At 60.9% G+C, this 15,712-nt stretch carries 14 protein-coding genes; 5 read left to right on the top strand and 9 right to left on the bottom strand.

Annotation, left to right across the window (positions count from 1 at the left end; all coding sequences use genetic code 11):
- Genes RJ40_RS06745 through RJ40_RS06735 form a run of 3 tightly spaced genes read right to left on the bottom strand, consistent with a single transcriptional unit; the run spans position 1 to position 2,198 of the window.
- A complete protein-coding gene (locus RJ40_RS06745) occupies positions 1–1,068 on the bottom strand; it encodes a permease (protein ID WP_265580098.1) in 1,068 nt (355 codons plus the stop codon).
- Positions 1,069–1,103: 35 nt separating this feature from the next.
- Positions 1,104–2,027 carry a permease gene (locus RJ40_RS06740; protein WP_265580097.1) on the bottom strand — a complete coding sequence of 308 codons (924 nt, stop codon included), beginning with the start codon at positions 2,025–2,027 and terminating at the stop codon, positions 1,104–1,106.
- 24 nt (positions 2,028–2,051) lie between these two features.
- Positions 2,052–2,198: a hypothetical protein gene (locus RJ40_RS06735; protein ID WP_265580096.1), complete on the bottom strand. Its 147-nt coding sequence runs from the start codon at positions 2,196–2,198 to the stop codon at positions 2,052–2,054.
- Positions 2,199–2,293: 95 nt separating this feature from the next.
- Here RJ40_RS06735 and RJ40_RS06730 point away from each other — a divergent pair, with 95 nt between their 5' ends.
- The 3 genes from RJ40_RS06730 to RJ40_RS06720 all read left to right on the top strand — a co-directional run bounded on the left by RJ40_RS06730 (position 2,294) and on the right by RJ40_RS06720 (position 4,893).
- Entirely contained in the window at positions 2,294–2,635 is a 342-nt protein-coding gene (locus tag RJ40_RS06730) for an ArsR/SmtB family transcription factor (RefSeq protein ID WP_265580095.1), read from the top strand.
- Between the two features lie 69 nt (positions 2,636–2,704).
- Positions 2,705–3,994: an aspartate--tRNA(Asn) ligase gene (gene aspS / locus RJ40_RS06725; RefSeq protein ID WP_265580094.1), complete on the top strand. Its 1,290-nt coding sequence runs from the start codon at positions 2,705–2,707 to the stop codon at positions 3,992–3,994.
- Entirely contained in the window at positions 3,991–4,893 is a 903-nt protein-coding gene (locus RJ40_RS06720; RefSeq protein ID WP_265580093.1) for a methionine synthase, read from the top strand. Before aspS ends, RJ40_RS06720 begins: the two co-directional genes overlap by 4 nt.
- Before the next feature lie 525 nt (positions 4,894–5,418).
- Here RJ40_RS06720 and RJ40_RS06715 read toward each other — a convergent pair.
- From RJ40_RS06715 to RJ40_RS06705, 3 genes are all read right to left on the bottom strand, one after another.
- Positions 5,419–6,015, bottom strand: coding sequence for an RAD55 family ATPase (locus tag RJ40_RS06715; RefSeq protein WP_265580092.1), 597 nt, complete (start codon positions 6,013–6,015; stop codon positions 5,419–5,421).
- Between the two features lie 124 nt (positions 6,016–6,139).
- Positions 6,140–7,684: a class I adenylate-forming enzyme family protein gene (locus tag RJ40_RS06710; RefSeq protein WP_265580091.1), complete on the bottom strand. Its 1,545-nt coding sequence runs from the start codon at positions 7,682–7,684 to the stop codon at positions 6,140–6,142.
- 115 nt (positions 7,685–7,799) lie between these two features.
- Positions 7,800–10,217 (bottom strand): CDC48 family AAA ATPase, encoded by a 2,418-nt coding sequence (locus RJ40_RS06705; protein ID WP_265580090.1) that lies wholly within the window; start codon positions 10,215–10,217, stop codon positions 7,800–7,802.
- A 44-nt stretch (positions 10,218–10,261) separates the two neighbouring features.
- Between RJ40_RS06705 and larC the strand changes: the two genes are divergently transcribed.
- Complete coding sequence (gene larC / locus RJ40_RS06700) at positions 10,262–11,446, top strand: nickel pincer cofactor biosynthesis protein LarC (protein ID WP_265580089.1); 1,185 nt, start codon at positions 10,262–10,264, stop codon at positions 11,444–11,446.
- Positions 11,443–12,120, top strand: a complete 678-nt coding sequence (gene radB / locus RJ40_RS06695) for a DNA repair and recombination protein RadB (protein ID WP_265580088.1) — start codon at positions 11,443–11,445, stop codon at positions 12,118–12,120. Before larC ends, radB begins: the two co-directional genes overlap by 4 nt.
- A 276-nt stretch (positions 12,121–12,396) precedes the next feature.
- Here radB and dapF read toward each other — a convergent pair whose 3' ends face one another.
- From dapF to RJ40_RS06680, 3 genes are all read right to left on the bottom strand, one after another.
- Positions 12,397–13,218: a diaminopimelate epimerase gene (dapF, locus tag RJ40_RS06690; protein WP_265580087.1), complete on the bottom strand. Its 822-nt coding sequence runs from the start codon at positions 13,216–13,218 to the stop codon at positions 12,397–12,399.
- 303 nt (positions 13,219–13,521) lie between these two features.
- Positions 13,522–14,796 carry a uracil-xanthine permease family protein gene (locus tag RJ40_RS06685; protein ID WP_265580086.1) on the bottom strand — a complete coding sequence of 425 codons (1,275 nt, stop codon included), beginning with the start codon at positions 14,794–14,796 and terminating at the stop codon, positions 13,522–13,524.
- A 254-nt stretch (positions 14,797–15,050) separates the two neighbouring features.
- A complete protein-coding gene (locus RJ40_RS06680) occupies positions 15,051–15,575 on the bottom strand; it encodes a hypothetical protein (RefSeq protein ID WP_265580084.1) in 525 nt (174 codons plus the stop codon).
- Positions 15,576–15,712: the final 137 nt, after the last annotated feature.

Raw genomic sequence — 15,712 nt, 5'->3', positions numbered from 1 at the left:
CTACCCCACGATGGTGCCGTACACGAACCCGGCCAGGGCCGAGAAGAGGATGACGAGCACGGCGTACACGGCCGTCTTCTTCGCCCCCATCACCCGGTAGATGACCATCAGCGAGGGCAGACTCACGCTCGGCCCGGCAAGGAGGAGCGCGAGCGCGGGCCCGCCGGCCATCACGCCTGAGGTGTAGCCGAAGGTCGTGCCGATGATCGGGACCTCCAGGAGGGTGGGCATGTACAGGATCCCGCCGACCACTGCGGCAAGCAGGGTCGACCCGATCGAGGTCTCCCCGAAGTACGGGGCGAAGGTCTCGGGCGGGAGGAAATAGGCGAGCATCCCCAGGGCAAAGGTACCGATCAACAGGATCGGGAAGATCTTTTTTGTCAGATCCCAGGTCTCGTAGCCCCAGTCGGTCACCTCGTCGCGCTCGAAGAAGTAGATGAGCAGGACGGCGACGCCGAGGGTGAGGAGGTAGACGACCGGGAACTTGATTGTCCAGGGGAGTTGCGAGGCCCCGACGATGAGGATGCCGACGAGCGCGGCGAAGAACCCGAGGGTCGCCCAGCGCGGCCGCTCGTCTCCGTCGCTCCCGTAGGCCCGCGCCGGTGCCGTCGCCCTCACTGTCTCGTCGTGCTTCCTGAAGATCGCCGCCATGATGAGGCCGATGACGATGGCAAGAAGCACGGCCGAGATCGCCCTGGCCAGGCCGAGGTCGAAGCCGAGCACTTTCGCGGTGTAGATGATTGCAAGCACGTTGATCGCCGGGCCCGCGTACAGGAAGGTGATCGCCGGTCCGATGCCGCTCCCTTTTTTGTAGATCCCGGCGAACATCGGGAGGATCGTACACGAGCAGACGGCGAGCACCGTTCCCGAGATCGATGCGATCCCGTAACTGACGCTCTTCTTGGCGTCAGGACTGAAGTACTTCAGGATCGCGTCCTTCTTCACAAAGGCGGCGATCGCTCCCGCGATGAAGAAGGCCGGGACCAGGCAGGTGAGGACGTGTTCTGCGAGATAACCGATGAGTGTGTCGGCGCCTGCAAGGAGGGCGCCGGTGATTGGGTCTGTCATGACTGTTTTCTCTCCTGGTTCTGTCTATGGATATTTTAGAGCACTCCTCCTGCTGCGAGGATGGAGAAGGCGATGCCGGTGGCGATGGCGACGGTGAGAATTACCCCGACGAAGACGCCGACCAGGCGCCGTTCGAAGATCGCCGAGAGCAGGGTCACCTCAGGGATGCTTGCCCCGGCCCCGCCGATGATCAGGGCCATCACCGCCCCGATACCCATCCCCTTCTCCAGGAGTACGGCCGAGATCGGGATGATCGTCTCGGCCCTGATGTACATCGGGATCCCGATGAGGGCCGCGACCGGGATGGCGAGGGGATTCTGAGGGCCGGCGAGGTTGACGATGAAGTCTTCGGGGACGAACCCGTAGATGAAGGCTCCGATCCCGGCGCCCAGGACGAGGTACGGGAGGACGTGGCGGAAGAGCGCAAGCGAGAAGTCAAGTGCCCGCCTGACCCTGGGGCCGTGGCCGCTCTCCGCGCCGCCGGCGCACGCCTCCTCCCCGTCCCGCTCCACCATCACATCTTTGACATACCGCTCGTACCCGAGTTTCCCGAGGAGGGCGCCGAGCCCGGCCGCCGCCAGGAAGGTGATCCCCGCGTAGATGGCGGTCGGGACGACGCCGACCAGCGCCGCGAGGAGGGAGAGGATGACCGGGTTGAGGAGGGGCGAGGCGATGAGGAAGGACATGCACACGCCGAAGGGGATGCCCGCGTCCAGGAGGCCGAGGAGGATCGGGATGGTGGAGCATGAGCAGAAGGGGGTGAGCGCCCCGAAGCCTGCGCCGATGAAATTGCCTGCACCATGACCGCGACCTGCAAGCACCCGCCGCATCCGCTCTTCAGGGACGTACTCGTGGATGAGTCCGACCAGGAAGGAGATCCCGATGAAGAGAAGGACGAGTTCTGCAGTGATGACGGCGAAGAACCCTGCGGCCGTCGTGATGGCTGATGTGAAGTCCACGCTCCCGCTCCCGCTCCGGTGCCGTTACTCCTTTTTCTCTTCTGATTTCTCACTCTTCGGCATGATCTTCGTCCCACAGCAGCAACACCCGCCGCTCCCTTCGGACTTCAGTGCCCCCATGATCTTTCCCATGATGTCGCATTTCTTCTCGTTCTTCTCTGGTGTGTCCATGATCAGTTGCTCCTGTTGTTTCAACAATTGTTGAAATAATGTCATGGCCCGAACCTATATAGAGTTACCCATTTCATATCATTTTGAAATAGACCATGGCAATTCCCGAACCTCTTGAAGATGACCTTGCAAAGATCGGCGGTATCGAAGGACTTAAGGGCCTGATCCCTGACGATGACGATCTCGACCATCTCTCCGGCCGATTCAAGGCCCTTGCAGACCCGATGCGCTTGAAGATCCTCCTCCTCCTGGCTCCCGGACCCCTCTGTGTCTGTGTGATCCGTGAGGTGCTCGGGATCGCCGACTCACGCCTCTCCTATCACCTCAATGTGCTCAAAAAAGCCGACCTGATCACAGGCGAACAGCAGGGCACCTGGATCATCTACTCGCTCACCCCGGCGGGCGGCAGGGCGCTTTCTTTTCTTGAGGAGACCTGACCCACACCGGGTCGTTCCCTCTATCATAAAGACCATATCCCCCCCGTCCCAATAAATACAGGATTATACATGCGCGTCCCAATCAGCGAGGTAACACCAGAAACAGAGCGAGCAGAGGTCATGGGCTGGGTCCACGAGATCCGTGACCTCGGCGGTCTCACCTTCTTCCTCATCCGCGACAGGACCGGGATCGTCCAGACGACCGTTGTCAAGAAGAAGGCATCCGAGACAGTCCTCCAGGCTGCGAAGGAGGTCTCCAGAGAGTCGGTCGTCCGGGTCGCCGGACCGGTCAAGGCCATCGCCAAGGCACCGGGGGGCAGAGAGATCACTCCCGAAACCTTTGAGATCGTCTCGCCCTGCGCCACTCCTCTTCCTCTCGATGTCGTGGAGAAGGTGCCGGCCGACCTGGACACCAGGCTCGACGCCAGGTTCCTCGACGTGAGGAAGCCGAGAGTCGCTGCGATCTTCAAGATCCGCAGCACCGTCACCACCGCCACCTACGACTTCCTCAGCCAGCGCGGGTTCTACAACATCGCCACCCCCAAGGTTGTCGCCGCAGCGACCGAGGGCGGGACCGAACTCTTCCCGATCGCCTACTTTGAGAAGGAGGCCTTCCTCAACCAGAGCCCTCAACTCTACAAGCAGATGATGATGGCCGGCGGGTTCGAGAAGGTCTTCGAGGTCGGGCCGATCTTCCGGGCCGAGGAGCACAACACGGTCAGGCATCTCAACGAGGCCACCTCCATCGATGTCGAGGTCTCGTTCGCCGACGACAAAGACGTGATGGTCCTCCTCGAAGACCTGGTTGCCCACCTGTACGCCACCGTCGCCGACCGGTGTGCCGACGCCCTCGCCGACCTCGGCGTCGAACTTGAGGTTCTGACAACGCCGTTCCCGAGACTCCCATACGCCGAGGCGATCGAGATCGCCGCCGCAAAGGTGGACGAGCCGATCAAGTACGGGGACGACCTCTCGACCGCGGCCGAGAGAGCGATCGGTGAGGAGATGGGTCAGCACTACTTCATCACCGACTGGCCTACGGCGATCAAGCCGTACTATGCCATGCCGTACGAGGACGACCCCTCCATCTGCAGGGCCTTCGACATGATGCACCCCAGGATGGAACTCTCCTCCGGTGCTCAGCGTATCCACCAGCACGACCTGCTCGTCGAGCAGATCAAAGCGAAGGGGTTAAGCCCTGAGAGCTTCGAGTTCTACCTCAGACCGTTCAAGTACGGGATGCCCCCGCACGCGGGTTGGGGCCTGGGTATGGAGCGGGTGATCATGACGATGCTCGGTCTCAAAAATATCAGGGAGGCCGTGCTCTTCCCGCGTGACAGACACAGAGTAGTGCCATGAACTTTATCACCAAGGTTCTGCCGACGACCGTTGTCGGGAGTTACCCGGTCGTGAAGACCGGGGGTCTGCGCTCGCTTCTCGACCCGCTCAGGGGTGCGGTCGAGACAGCGGTCGCCGACCAGGTCAGGGCCGGGGTGGACATCATCTCTGACGGGCAGGTGCGGGGCGACATGATCACCGCCTTTGTCTCCCACCTGCCCGGGATCAAGGGGCAGAGCGTCGTGGGGCGGGTCCAGCCGCCGGCAAAGCCCCTCACCGTTGCCGATACAAAATATGCGCTCTCCCAACATGCTAAGGTGAAGGGGATCATCACCGGTCCCTCCACTCTTGCCCATGGGTTGCGGATCGAGACCCCGAATTACCGCGGCAGGGAGGAACTGGTCCTTGACCTGGCCCAGGCACTGGTTTCGGAGGCGCGGGCCCTTGAAGCCGCGGGGGTGACGATGGTCCAGATCGACGAACCGATCTTTTCGACCGGCGCCGCGGACCTTGCGGTCGGCCGGCAGGCGGTCGACCTCATCGCCTCGGTCCTCAGGATCCCCTCCTGCCTCCATGTCTGCGGGAACCTTGGTGAGGTCGTCGACGAGGTGCTCAAGACCCAGGTCTCCGTCTTCGACTTTGAGTTCTCGGAAAACCAGGAGAACCTTGAGATCCTCTCGGGAAAAGATCTCAGAGGGCGCCCGATCGGCTACGGGTGCATCGCCTCGGCCGACCCCGGTGTCGAGAGTATCGAGACCGTCGAGAAACGTCTCCAGAAGGGGATCGATCTCTTCGGTGCCGAGAACATGCTCGTCGATCCTGACTGCGGACTCCGTATGCTTGAGCGCGAGGTGGCCTTCCAGAAACTCACAGCCATGACGAAGGCGGCCGATCGGCTCAGGCCTGAATACGAAAAATAAGCTGTGTAAAAATCCTCTGGGCCGATCTCTTTGTGGGGGACCGCCCATCCCTCGCGTGAAGATTGAACCGGGGACGGCAACACACCCTTCAGGATCTTTTGTCTGGCTCTGTTGAATCGAGCATGAGCCGGGAGTATGTCTCAGGCATACCGGATGAACATTGTTCTGAGGAAATCTTCTGGGTGTTGAGGGAATCCTTGCTTCCTCTCCTCGTGACCTTCCCTCTCTTCACGACATGGCGGCGGGGAGGACGCCGCTCAATCGCCGCCCCCACCTATCCTCATATGTGGGCGGGCCGTCTGATCGACGTGCCTTCCCTCATCCATCGCGCCGTGGGCGCTGCCCCCGGACCCCCGGGATGAAGATAGGGTGGGAAGGCGGGCGGGGAATCGTTCAGAGGGGGTTCCCGTCCTCTGCCGGTCCATCACGGAGGGGCAAGGGTGTGAGCAGCCCCTCATGGTCACTCCAGAAGAGGAATGCAACAGAGTCGGATATGCTCAGAATCAAAAATAGAGGGTTCTGACCTCAGACCACCCGTTTGGTGGTGGAGAGTTCGAGGCCGTCGTCCAGAATATTGTATGGCACGAGCTGGTTGGGGATATTCAGGCCATGCATTTTGAAAATTCCGAGCATCCGCTCAACTTCAGAACCGGCAATCCGCTGGAGAAGTTCTATATATCCGTCGGCTGCTCTTGTCAACCTGATCTCTTCTTCTCTGGTGTGGACTCCCTTATAGAGGAGAAGGAGGATATTCGAGCCTTCTGCGCGTGCCTTCTTTTTCAGTTCGCGGATCAGTTCGAGGGCGGCACCGACGCCGTCCCTGAGGATGATGGTCGAGAGCGAGTCGAGGACGACCCGCTCCCCCTGGGCGATTGCAGGCATGTCTATGTTCATGACCTTGCGTGCGTCGTACATCTTTTCCGAAGGTTCGTCGTCGATCATCAGGTATGATCCACTCGTCTCGGTCTCCTCTTCTCCGCCCCGCCAGAACTGAATGCCGAAGAGGTCGAGACCGTCGGTTGGTGTGCCGGCGACGATGATGACAGACCCTCTGGGAATGCCTCCTTCAAGGGCGAGATCGAGACCTATGAGCCCGGTAGATCGTAAATCTTCTTTTTCCACGCTTTCCTCCGCACCACACATCGCGATGTGCAGCAATAGATTGTATTAGGTTATTTCGCATGCCTCTTTTTGAACTCTTCCCATCGATCAGGATCAGGGCTTTAATTCCCTCTTAAAAATGAGATTATTCTGTCGGATTTGCCGGGTGCTCTTCTCGAAGCGTCCGTCTGAGGAGTTTCCACCCGCTGACCCTGGGGAGGTGGTCGAGGACGACCAGATTGCGAGGCACCTTATAGCCGGCAAGCCGCTCTCTGCAAAATCGGTCCAGTTCGTCCATGGTGATCGACTGGCCCGCGTTCATCACCACGGCCGCCACAGGAACCTCGCCCCGGCGTTCGTCAGGACGGGCGAAGACCGCGACGTCTGCGATCTTGGGGTGGTCGACGATCACGTTCTCCACCTCGGTCGGATAGATCTTCCAGCCCGACATGATGATCATATCCTTCTTCCGGTCGGTGACGAAGAGCACCCCGTCCTCGTCCTGGTACCCGAGGTCGCCGGTCAGGAACCAACCGTCAGAGCGGAAGGCCTCTTCTGTCGCCTCGGGCATCCCCCAGTAACCCAGTGCGACGGAAGGCCCCCTCAGCGCGATCTCGCCCACCTCGCCCGCCGGGAGTTCGCGGTTCGAGTCGTCTTCAGCGACAATCTTCACCTCTGCGTACCCGACCGGGGCCCCGACCGAGCGATACCCCTTGTGGAGTCCGTAGTTGTCGGGCGTGGTCGCGGTTCCCGAACCGACAACGATCGTCTCTGAGAGCCCGTAGGCGTTCACGATCGGGATCCCGAAGCGACGGTCGAACTCTTCCCATATTACGGGGAGGAGCGGCCCTCCCCCTGATATGACCGACCGCGCACTCTTCAGGGCTTCTTCAGTTTCGGGGCCGGCCCGGATCAGTGAATGGATCACCGGCGGCATCGACGCGAGCACGGTAGCCCCGTACTCCTGTGCGAGACCGAGGTAGGTCTCCAGGTCGAAGCGGTCCATACAGATCCAGGTGCCGCCGGCCTTGAGGGCTGCGAGGCCCCACGAGAGACCGACATGCCCCATCGGATAGATCCCGAGGTAAACATCGTCCCCGGTGAGGCCGAGCACCTCCTCCTGGGTTGCGAGGGCGTTCATCCAGTTGCCCTGCGTCAGCATCGCACCCTTCGGCCGCCCGGTGGTCCCTGAGGTATACTGGAGTTGACAGAGATCGTCTGGCCGGCATCCGACCGCCCGCCTGAGGGGGTCGGCGTTGAGGAGATCGTCCCATGCTGTCTCTCCTTCTCCGGCAATCCCGACGACGCAGGTGTGTCTGAGGGCCGGACATGCTCCCTGCACCGCCCTCACTGTGGATGCATGTGCCTCATCGGTGATCACTGCCACGGCGCCGGAGTCGTTGAGAGCATATGCCACCTCATCTTCATGGTAGACGGCGTTGGTCGGAACAGCGACCGCTCCGATCCGCCAGATCGCCAGGTACGAGAGGAGATATTCGGGGGAGGTCTCAAGGTATATGCAAACCCGGTCGCCTCTCGCTACGCCGAGGGCTGTTAGGCCTCCGGCGATCGCGGCTGCGGCATCCCGCAGGTCTGCATAGGTATAGGCCCTCCCATCTTTTGCGAATACAAACGCCGGCCCATCGCGGGTTCTGGCGTGTACGTCAAGGAAGGTGGTTATGTTGTGCATGGGTGACTCCTGATATCCATATACTTGCTTCAATGAATATGTATGTACATCCTGATATATGCTGTACCCCTTCAAGGGTTCGGCTGAAAGAAGAGGGGGCGGAGGGGTTCCCCGGTCACTGATATTCTGGAGGCTGGACCTGTTCGGGGAGACCGCCCTTGAAGTGCTCCCGCACCCGCCCATAATAGTCTTTGATCCGTTCGTTCATGGTCGGGTGTACCTTTTTGGCCGCCTTTTCAAGATGTTCTCTCGTCACGACCGGGTTCTTCTCCCGCATCGCGAGCATCCCGGCCTCGCGGCAGAGGGCCTCGAGGTCGGAACCGACATAGCCCTCGGTCATCTTGGCAATGGCCCAGACGATCTCGTCACGCACCGGATCGGCGAGCGGCGTGCCGCGTGCAACGAGCAGGTCGGTGATGAGCCTCCGACGCGCCCCGATCGACAGGGGCTCGCCTGCTCCCTTCGAGACTCCCGAGAAGGCGTCCCTGAAGTTTGCGATGGCAGGTGACCCTTCCTGCGGCATGGCGGCGATCCCCTCCTCGATTGCCGAGGAGTCGAGCCCCTCGGTCATTGCTACGGCCTCGTTCATCACCGAACCATCGAGTGGCATGTGACGCGTGTGGATCCCGAGGATCTTTGCCCGGCCCTTCCGGTCCGGGGCCCCGATATAGAGGAGACGGTCAAAACGGCCCGGCCTGAGCAGCGCAGGGTCGACGATGTCGGGTCGATTCGTCGCCCCCATCACCACCACGTCGCCTCTCTCCGTGAGTCCGTCCATCTCGGTCAGGATCTGGTTGAGCACACTCTCGACCACATGACTCTCCGCCCCCCCTCCCCTGGCCGGGGCGAGGGCGTCGAGTTCGTCGAAGAAGATGATGGCCGGGGCCACCTGCCTGGCCTTCTTGAAGATCTCGCGCACCGCCCGTTCAGACTCACCGACCCATTTGGAGAGGAGTTGCGGGCCCCTGACCGGGATGAAGTTCGCCCCGCTCTCCGAGGTGACCGCTTTGGCGATAAGGGTCTTGCCGGTACCGGGCGGTCCGTACAGGAGCACGCCCCGCGGCGGTTCGATCCCCAGGTCTTCAAACCGTACCCGGTCGGTGAGCGGGTACTCGACGGCCTCTCGGACCTCCTCCTTCTCAGACTCCAGTCCTCCGACATCGTCCCAGGACACATGGGAGACCTCGAGCAGCACCTCACGCATGGCACTGGGCGAGACGTCGCGGAGCGACTCACGGAAGTCGCCGGCCTGCACCTCCATCTTATCCAGGACTTCTTGTGGGATCTCGTCTTCTTCGAGGTCGATCATGGGCATGTAACGACGGAGCGCCCGGATCGCCCCCTCGCGTGCAAGCGCGGCGAGGTCGGCGCCGACAAAACCGTGGGTCTGTCTGGCCAGATCCTCGATGTTGACATCCTCGGCAAGAGGCATCCCCCTGGTGTGGATCTTGAGAACCTCGGTCCGGTCCCGTTCGTTCGGGACCGCGATCTCGATCTCCCGGTCGAAACGTCCCGGCCGCCGGAGTGCTGCATCGATGGCGTCGAGGCGGTTCGTCGCCCCGATCACGACGACCTGCCCCCGCTCCTCAAGTCCGTCCATCATGGTGAGAAGTTGAGCGACCACCCGCCGCTCGACCTCGCCGGTGACCTCCTCACGCTTTGGAGCGATGGAGTCGAGTTCGTCGATGAAGACGATCGACGGTGCGTTCTGTCGGGCATCGTCAAAGACCTCGCGCAGCCGCTGTTCCGACTCGCCGTAATATTTGGAGATCACCTCGGGGCCTGCGATGGAGATGAAGTGCGCCCCGCTCTCCGAGGCGACCGCCTTGGCGATGAGCGTCTTGCCGGTACCCGGCGGACCATACAGGAGCACGCCCTTGGGCGGATCGATCCCGAGTTTTCGGAAGAGTTCGGGATGGCGCATCGGAAGTTCGATCGTCTCCCGCACCCGCTGCAGTTCGTCTTTGAGGCCGCCGATATCCTCGTATGATAGTCTTTTGGTGCCTTCGAATCCGGCCGCCGGTTTTTCGGAAAATTCGACCTTGGTATTCTTGGTGATGATGATGGCATCTTCAGGCTCAACGACGACCGCCTTGAAAGCCACGATCTGAGGCTGCATGAACGGGAGCCCGGCCTGGATCGGGACCGAGTCGTTCCTGGCGATCGGGAAGTCGATGAGGTGGTTGACGACACTCTGGTAGTTGATCGGGACCTGGCGGGGCAGGTCTTCAGGCGGTGCGAGGACGACTCGTTCTACCTCGATCTCTGTCTCGACCTTTCGCACGAGGACTTTGTCCCCGACCGCGACCTCCGCGTTCTCCCGGGTGAACTTGTCGATCCGCATCTTTCCCTGCTGCCAGTCGGAGACCATCGCCCGCCAGACCTTGGCAATGGTCCGGCGTTTCCCGACGACCTCGACGAGGTCGCCGGGTGAGAGTCGCAGTTGGAGCATGGTGTCGGGATCCAGGCGCGCCTTCCCTCCGCCCTGGTCTTCCGGATATGCCCTGTCGACTTTCAGATACATTTCAGGCATTCGTTACAATCATATACGCCCTGATTTATAAGTACTGCCACAGTATGCGAATTCTTCTCTTTGACCCCTTCCACGGTGCGGCAGGCGACATGACCATCGGAGCGCTCCTTGCCGTCGGCGCAGACGAGGTGACTGTCAGGAGGGCGATGGCCTCGGTGGTGGTCGACCCGCTCTTTTCCCGTGTGAAGAGGTGCGGGATCTCGGCGGTGCGGGTGGAGACCCGGGCCGGTCCGGCCCACCGAGATCTCCATCAGGTGCTCGAGATCGTGGAGGGTGCCGACGCGCCGCGGGCGGCGGTCGAACGGGCGAAGAGGGTTTTTCACAGGATCGCAGAGGCCGAGGAGAGCATCCACGGCGAACACGCTCACTTCCATGAGGTCGGCGCCGACGATGCGATCGCCGATGTGGTCGGGGCATGCACGGCCCTGGAGACTCTCGCCGTCGACGGTGTTGCGGTGATGCCGGTCGCCCTCGGTTCGGGGAAGGTCATGGCGGCCCACGGGTTGATCCCGGTCCCGGCGCCGGCGACCCTCGCGGTCATGGTGGCGTCAGAACTTGAGACCAGGTTCGGGGTCGGAGACGGTGAACTCTGCACCCCGACGGGTGCGGCGCTCATGGCCGAGTTTGCAAGTGTCAGGCCCGCCGACCTCGGCCCGGCGAGGGTTGTGGGCGTCGGGTATGGTGCCGGGACGCGGGATCCCGAGAAGACGCCCAATGTGCTCAGGGCCGTCCTCCTTGAACTGGCAAGGCCGGCCCTCGCAGATGAGGTGGACGTGCTGGAGACCAACGTGGACGACGTGACCGGTGAAGTGCTCGGTCATTGCATGGACCTGCTCTTTGCGGCCGGTGCACGGGACGTCTCGGTGCTCCCGGCGGTGATGAAGAAGGGACGGGCCGGCCATCTGGTCAGGGTGGTCTGTCGTCCGGCCGATGTCCCGGCCCTCACCGGGATCCTTGCCAGAGAACTCGGCACGCTCGGGGTGCGGTGCATCCCTTCGGTCCACCGGAGCGTCCTGGAACGCCGGGAGGTGTCGGTCGAGGCCGAGGTGCGGGGTGAGCGGCGGACGGTTCATGTGAAGGTCGGATATCTGGGGGGGACGGTCTCCTCGGTGAAGGCCGAGTCCGACGAGGTGCGGGCCTGGGCCTCTTCTCTGGATGTCCCGGTCAGGACGGTCGCCCGCCTCGTTGAGGCGGCGGCCTGGAAGAGGCTTGCAGGGGCCGATGAATGAAACTCTCAAAGGCGAGCACCGGTTCGGCCCCCCTCGACGATCTTCTCGGCGGTGGGCTGGAGCGACGTACGATCACCCAGGTCTACGGCGAACCCGGTTCTGGCAAGTCGACGCTTGCGGTGATGGCGGCGGTCGCCTGTCTGCGGGCGGGGGAGGCGGTGGTGTACATCGATACCGAGGGCTTCTCGACCGAGCGGTTCGAGCAGATCGCCGGCGGTGAGGTCGAGGCCCTGGCCGAGCGGTTGTATCTCTATGAACCGGTCGACTTCGTCCAGGAAGGGATGATGATCAATGAGTGCGAGGCCCTCCTGCGGGCGCGGGAGGTGGGGCTGATCGTGATGGACTCCGCCACCGCCCTGTACCGCTCTGAACTCGGAACCAAGAGGGATGGCCTCAGAACGCTTTCCAGGCATATGGTGCTCCTCCTTGGATATGCGAAGCGCTATGAGGTGCCGGTGCTGATCACCAACCAGGTCTACCAGGACATCGACACCGATGTCTACTTCGGGCTGGGCGGGACGGCTCTTGGTCATATCTGCAAGGCGATCCTGCGCATCGAGAAGCGGAAGGACGGTGTTCGGCGGGTGGTGCTCGAAAAACACCGGTCACGTCCTGCAGACATCTGTTTCGACTACGTGATTACCAATGAGGGGATCCGAAAGGTCGAGCGGTGACGACGCCGACCTCTTCACGATCTCTCCTCTGCCTTCCTGTCTAAATCCTGGCGCGAGGTCAGAAGCGGCGATGGGCCGCTAAACGCTCCACTGTTTTGAGAAATTGAGCGTATGGAAAGGCACGTCGATCAGACGTGCCGCCCCACAGAAAAACGAAGAATTTTTGTCACTCTCGCACGCCGGGGGGAGACCTCCCGGACCCACCACAGGTGAGGATAGGCGGTGGCTGCGAGGGTTGGTGTTCCCACCCGATACAGTCGTGGTTTTTGAATCCCTTTACCCTTCGATAACGCCTGAGAAGACCGTTGCCGCAGGACCGGTCATCGTGGTCTTCTCGCCGCACCCGATCACGAGGGGACCGCCGGGAGTCTCGACCCTGACCTCGTTGCCGACGAGCCCGAGGTGGTGGGCGACGACGGCTGACGCTGTCGCCCCGGTGCCGCAGGACTCGGTCTCGCCCTCGACGCCCCGCTCGAAGGTTCTGATCCTGAGCGAACCCTCGTCGTCGATCTGCACGAAGTTGACATTCGCGCCCTTCGGGAAGGTGGGGTGCCAGCGGATAGGAGGTGCGACGGCCATGATCTCGACGGTTTCGAGGTCGTCGACGAAGACCACGGCGTGGGGGACACCGGTGTTTGCGGCGTGGACGGTGAAACCGCCGATCTCTTCTCTGTACTCTCCCTCCCCGGTCGCCGGGACGGTTGAGCGCTCGAAGGCCGGGTCGACCATCTCGATCGTCGCCCAGAACTCGCCTTCATCGTCGTAGCCCATCTCCACCGGCATGACGCCGGCGAGAGTCTCGACGGTGCAGGTGTCCCGGGCGTACCCGGCGTCGTGGGTGTACTTTGCCAGGCACCGGATCCCGTTCCCGCACATCTCGGCCTCGCTCTCGTCAGGCTGGAAGAGGCGCATCTTCACGTCTGCGATCGTGGAGGGGGAGATGAAGAGGACACCGTCGCCGCCGATCCCGAAGCGACGGTCGCAGTAAAGGGCGGCGAAGGGCCCTTTCATCTCGTCGGGGATGACCGGTCCGTTCATCTCATCGATGAGAATGAAGTCGTTGCCATTGCCGTGGAGTTTGGTGAACGTGATCTCCATAGAATATACTGGGGTGTGGGGGGATTTGGCTGTAACCATTCGGGTCGGTGAAGGTCAAAATAGAGCATACTGGAGAGTCATCACTCGAATTCTGGATACTTTTTTGTAACCCTTATGCTCCAACATCCTCTTCAGTTGCTCCAGGTTTGCATATCATATCATTGCCGGGACGCGATCATGAAGAGTGTGGCACCGCCCACTCTCCTATCTTCATGCGGGAAGACCGGGGAACGGTAAATGCCGGAGTGGATCATCGATCAGGAGGTAAACCGAAGAGAGGGTGTGTTCCCCCTCTGTGAGTCATTACTCGGGTCTTTTCCGGTAGACGAGATGTTCGAGGATCAACACCAGGACCACCCCCGCGACAAACCCGTTTGCAAGCAGGGGGCGGGTGGCGGCGGAGAATTGAGCAGCCAGTGCCGGCGGTATGAAGGCCACAACGGTGCCCACCAGGAGCGGCATCCCGATGATCACGCCGTCGTCAAAGGACTTGAATGCGTTGTTCTCATCTCCGAGCATAAGTCCAGCTGCAATCTGAGCGGTCATGACATAGGTCAGGACCACCCCGATGACCGGCGAGGGGATACAGCCAAGGTATCCGATGAGGAGTGGCGAAAATCCGATTGCCATCAGTGCGAGTGCGGCCGGAACGAGGGCAAAGCGTGATGCACACCCGGTGGCTGCGATCACCCCCGGACTGAGCGAAAAGTCCACCGGGCCAATCACTCCTGCGAGACCGGAGAGCGCATTGCCCGCTCCGGTGACAGTCATCCCGCGGTTCACCCGCGTGTCCATGTTCTCGGCCTTCAGGAGACTGCCCACCGACTGGATGGAACCCAGTTCATTGATGGCAAGTGCCAGGAAACAGATCAGGAAGGCGATCAGGACGCTGGCTTCAGGTGCCACAAGCGGTGCGATGAGTTCTCCTGGCAGAGCAAGAAACGCCGTCTCTGCAGATGGGGGTATGAACGTGCCGAAAAGTCCGAAGTAGGTGAGGCTACCGAGGAGGAGCGCCCACATTGCAAGGGTCGATTTCCATACGCCTTTCAGGAGGCCGTTGGCAATGAAAACCACCAGTGCAAGGACCAGCGCGAAGACGAAGTTGTAGACGACGGGGACCGCACCTTCTCCGGTGATCAGGTTGAGGATCACCGGTGCCAGGGTGAAGGCGATGAGCATGAGGATGACCACGATCACCCTGGGGGTGAAGAGTGGTTTCAGGTACTTGAAGAGGCCGGTGGCGGCCAGGACGGCAAGGACCACGCCGCCGATCACCAGGGACGAGTTGATGACGCCGACGCCCTGGCTCATGCTGGCGATGACGCCGATGAGGAGGACGGTGGCCGGTCCGACGACGAGGGGGAGCCGATGTCCCCAGAGTACCTGGACCAGTAGCACCAGGGCAATGAGAAGGAAGAGTTTTTGCAGGTAGGCGATGGCCGATCCGTCAGGTTCGAACGCAGCTACGACTCCTCCTATGATGAGGATGGCCGGGACACTGACGGCCAGCCATTGCAGTCCGAAGAGGAGGAGTTTCCCGAACTCTGGTTTATCATCTATTCCGTATGTGAAGTCCATCTCTGTTACTCCTGAGATGCGCAGATCTCAAAATGAAACGAAAAAACGGATTAAATGGAATAAGATATTTATTCCAGGTTCATCCATCCTGGAGTTTGAGATTGAATCCCTATAACGTTTTCGAAATGATTTTTTATGTTATTTTATGGATTTTTGTTCTGTTCTGCAGTGACAAAAAGATCCGGCTGACCATAGGGGTGAGGTCGGAGCCGTGGGAGTCAGGTGCGAGATTGGTCAATGAACCGATGAGCTCCTTACTTCTGCTGAGTCTGGAGCGTGACCGGTATGTTGATCTCTGGAGTGTGGTCGGATGTGGCGACGACTTTCACCGGGATCTCCTCGATCCCGCACTCATCACCGTATTGTTTGAGTATCCGGTACCATGTCCCGGTCTCGTTCCCGCTGACGGTGTAGTTCTCGCGGACCATGACCTTCACATATCCCTGGACATCGTACCCGAGACTGAGTATCGGACCGTGCGGGTAGAGGTATGGCATCATCTCTTTTTTCTGGATCTCCGTATAGGCCTGGAGGCGACTGATCCAGGCCCGACGGGGTGTCTCGTTGTTGAGGTCGGGGAGGGTGCCGTAGGTGCAGACGACCTCATCTCGCTCCTGGATCTTTTCGACCACATCGTACCATGTCTCGTCGCTGAGGGTATCGGTCCTGTCGGTCCTGGTATGGTGTGTACTCCTGAGATCCTGGCCGGCAACGAATAGGCCGACCATTACGGCCAGGAAACATGAGACAACGAGGACGGCGACATATTCTTTCTTCATAACATTGTGCCTCGCGGGTGCGGTTCTCCTGAGCGGGGATCGATGAGGCGGTCAGGCATATACCAGACCTCTTCTTCACAGTGATGGGATTTATTTTTTCGGGTCTGCTTTTCTAATATTCAGGATCACTATTCTTG

This window comes from Methanofollis aquaemaris, from assembly GCF_017357525.1.
Taxonomy (GTDB): domain Archaea; phylum Halobacteriota; class Methanomicrobia; order Methanomicrobiales; family Methanofollaceae; genus Methanofollis; species Methanofollis aquaemaris.
Note: the sequence above shows the minus strand (reverse complement) of the source record. Positions and strands in the feature narration are given on the sequence as shown.

Bases quoted from the DNA above. Each gene is read 5' to 3' on its own strand.
- RJ40_RS06705 (WP_265580090.1), bottom strand. From the start codon at position 10,217: ATGCCTGAAATGTATCTGAAAGTCGACAGGGCATATCCGGAAGACCAG.
- RJ40_RS06730 (WP_265580095.1), top strand. From the start codon at position 2,294: ATGGCAATTCCCGAACCTCTTGAAGATGACCTTGCAAAGATCGGCGGT.
- RJ40_RS06735 (WP_265580096.1), bottom strand. From the start codon at position 2,198: ATGGACACACCAGAGAAGAACGAGAAGAAATGCGACATCATGGGAAAG.
- radB (WP_265580088.1), top strand. From the start codon at position 11,443: ATGAAACTCTCAAAGGCGAGCACCGGTTCGGCCCCCCTCGACGATCTT.
- RJ40_RS06745 (WP_265580098.1), bottom strand. From the start codon at position 1,068: ATGACAGACCCAATCACCGGCGCCCTCCTTGCAGGCGCCGACACACTC.
- RJ40_RS06680 (WP_265580084.1), bottom strand. From the start codon at position 15,575: ATGAAGAAAGAATATGTCGCCGTCCTCGTTGTCTCATGTTTCCTGGCC.
- RJ40_RS06720 (WP_265580093.1), top strand. From the start codon at position 3,991: ATGAACTTTATCACCAAGGTTCTGCCGACGACCGTTGTCGGGAGTTAC.
- aspS (WP_265580094.1), top strand. From the start codon at position 2,705: ATGCGCGTCCCAATCAGCGAGGTAACACCAGAAACAGAGCGAGCAGAG.
- dapF (WP_265580087.1), bottom strand. From the start codon at position 13,218: ATGGAGATCACGTTCACCAAACTCCACGGCAATGGCAACGACTTCATT.
- RJ40_RS06710 (WP_265580091.1), bottom strand. From the start codon at position 7,684: ATGCACAACATAACCACCTTCCTTGACGTACACGCCAGAACCCGCGAT.
- larC (WP_265580089.1), top strand. From the start codon at position 10,262: ATGCGAATTCTTCTCTTTGACCCCTTCCACGGTGCGGCAGGCGACATG.
- RJ40_RS06685 (WP_265580086.1), bottom strand. From the start codon at position 14,796: ATGGACTTCACATACGGAATAGATGATAAACCAGAGTTCGGGAAACTC.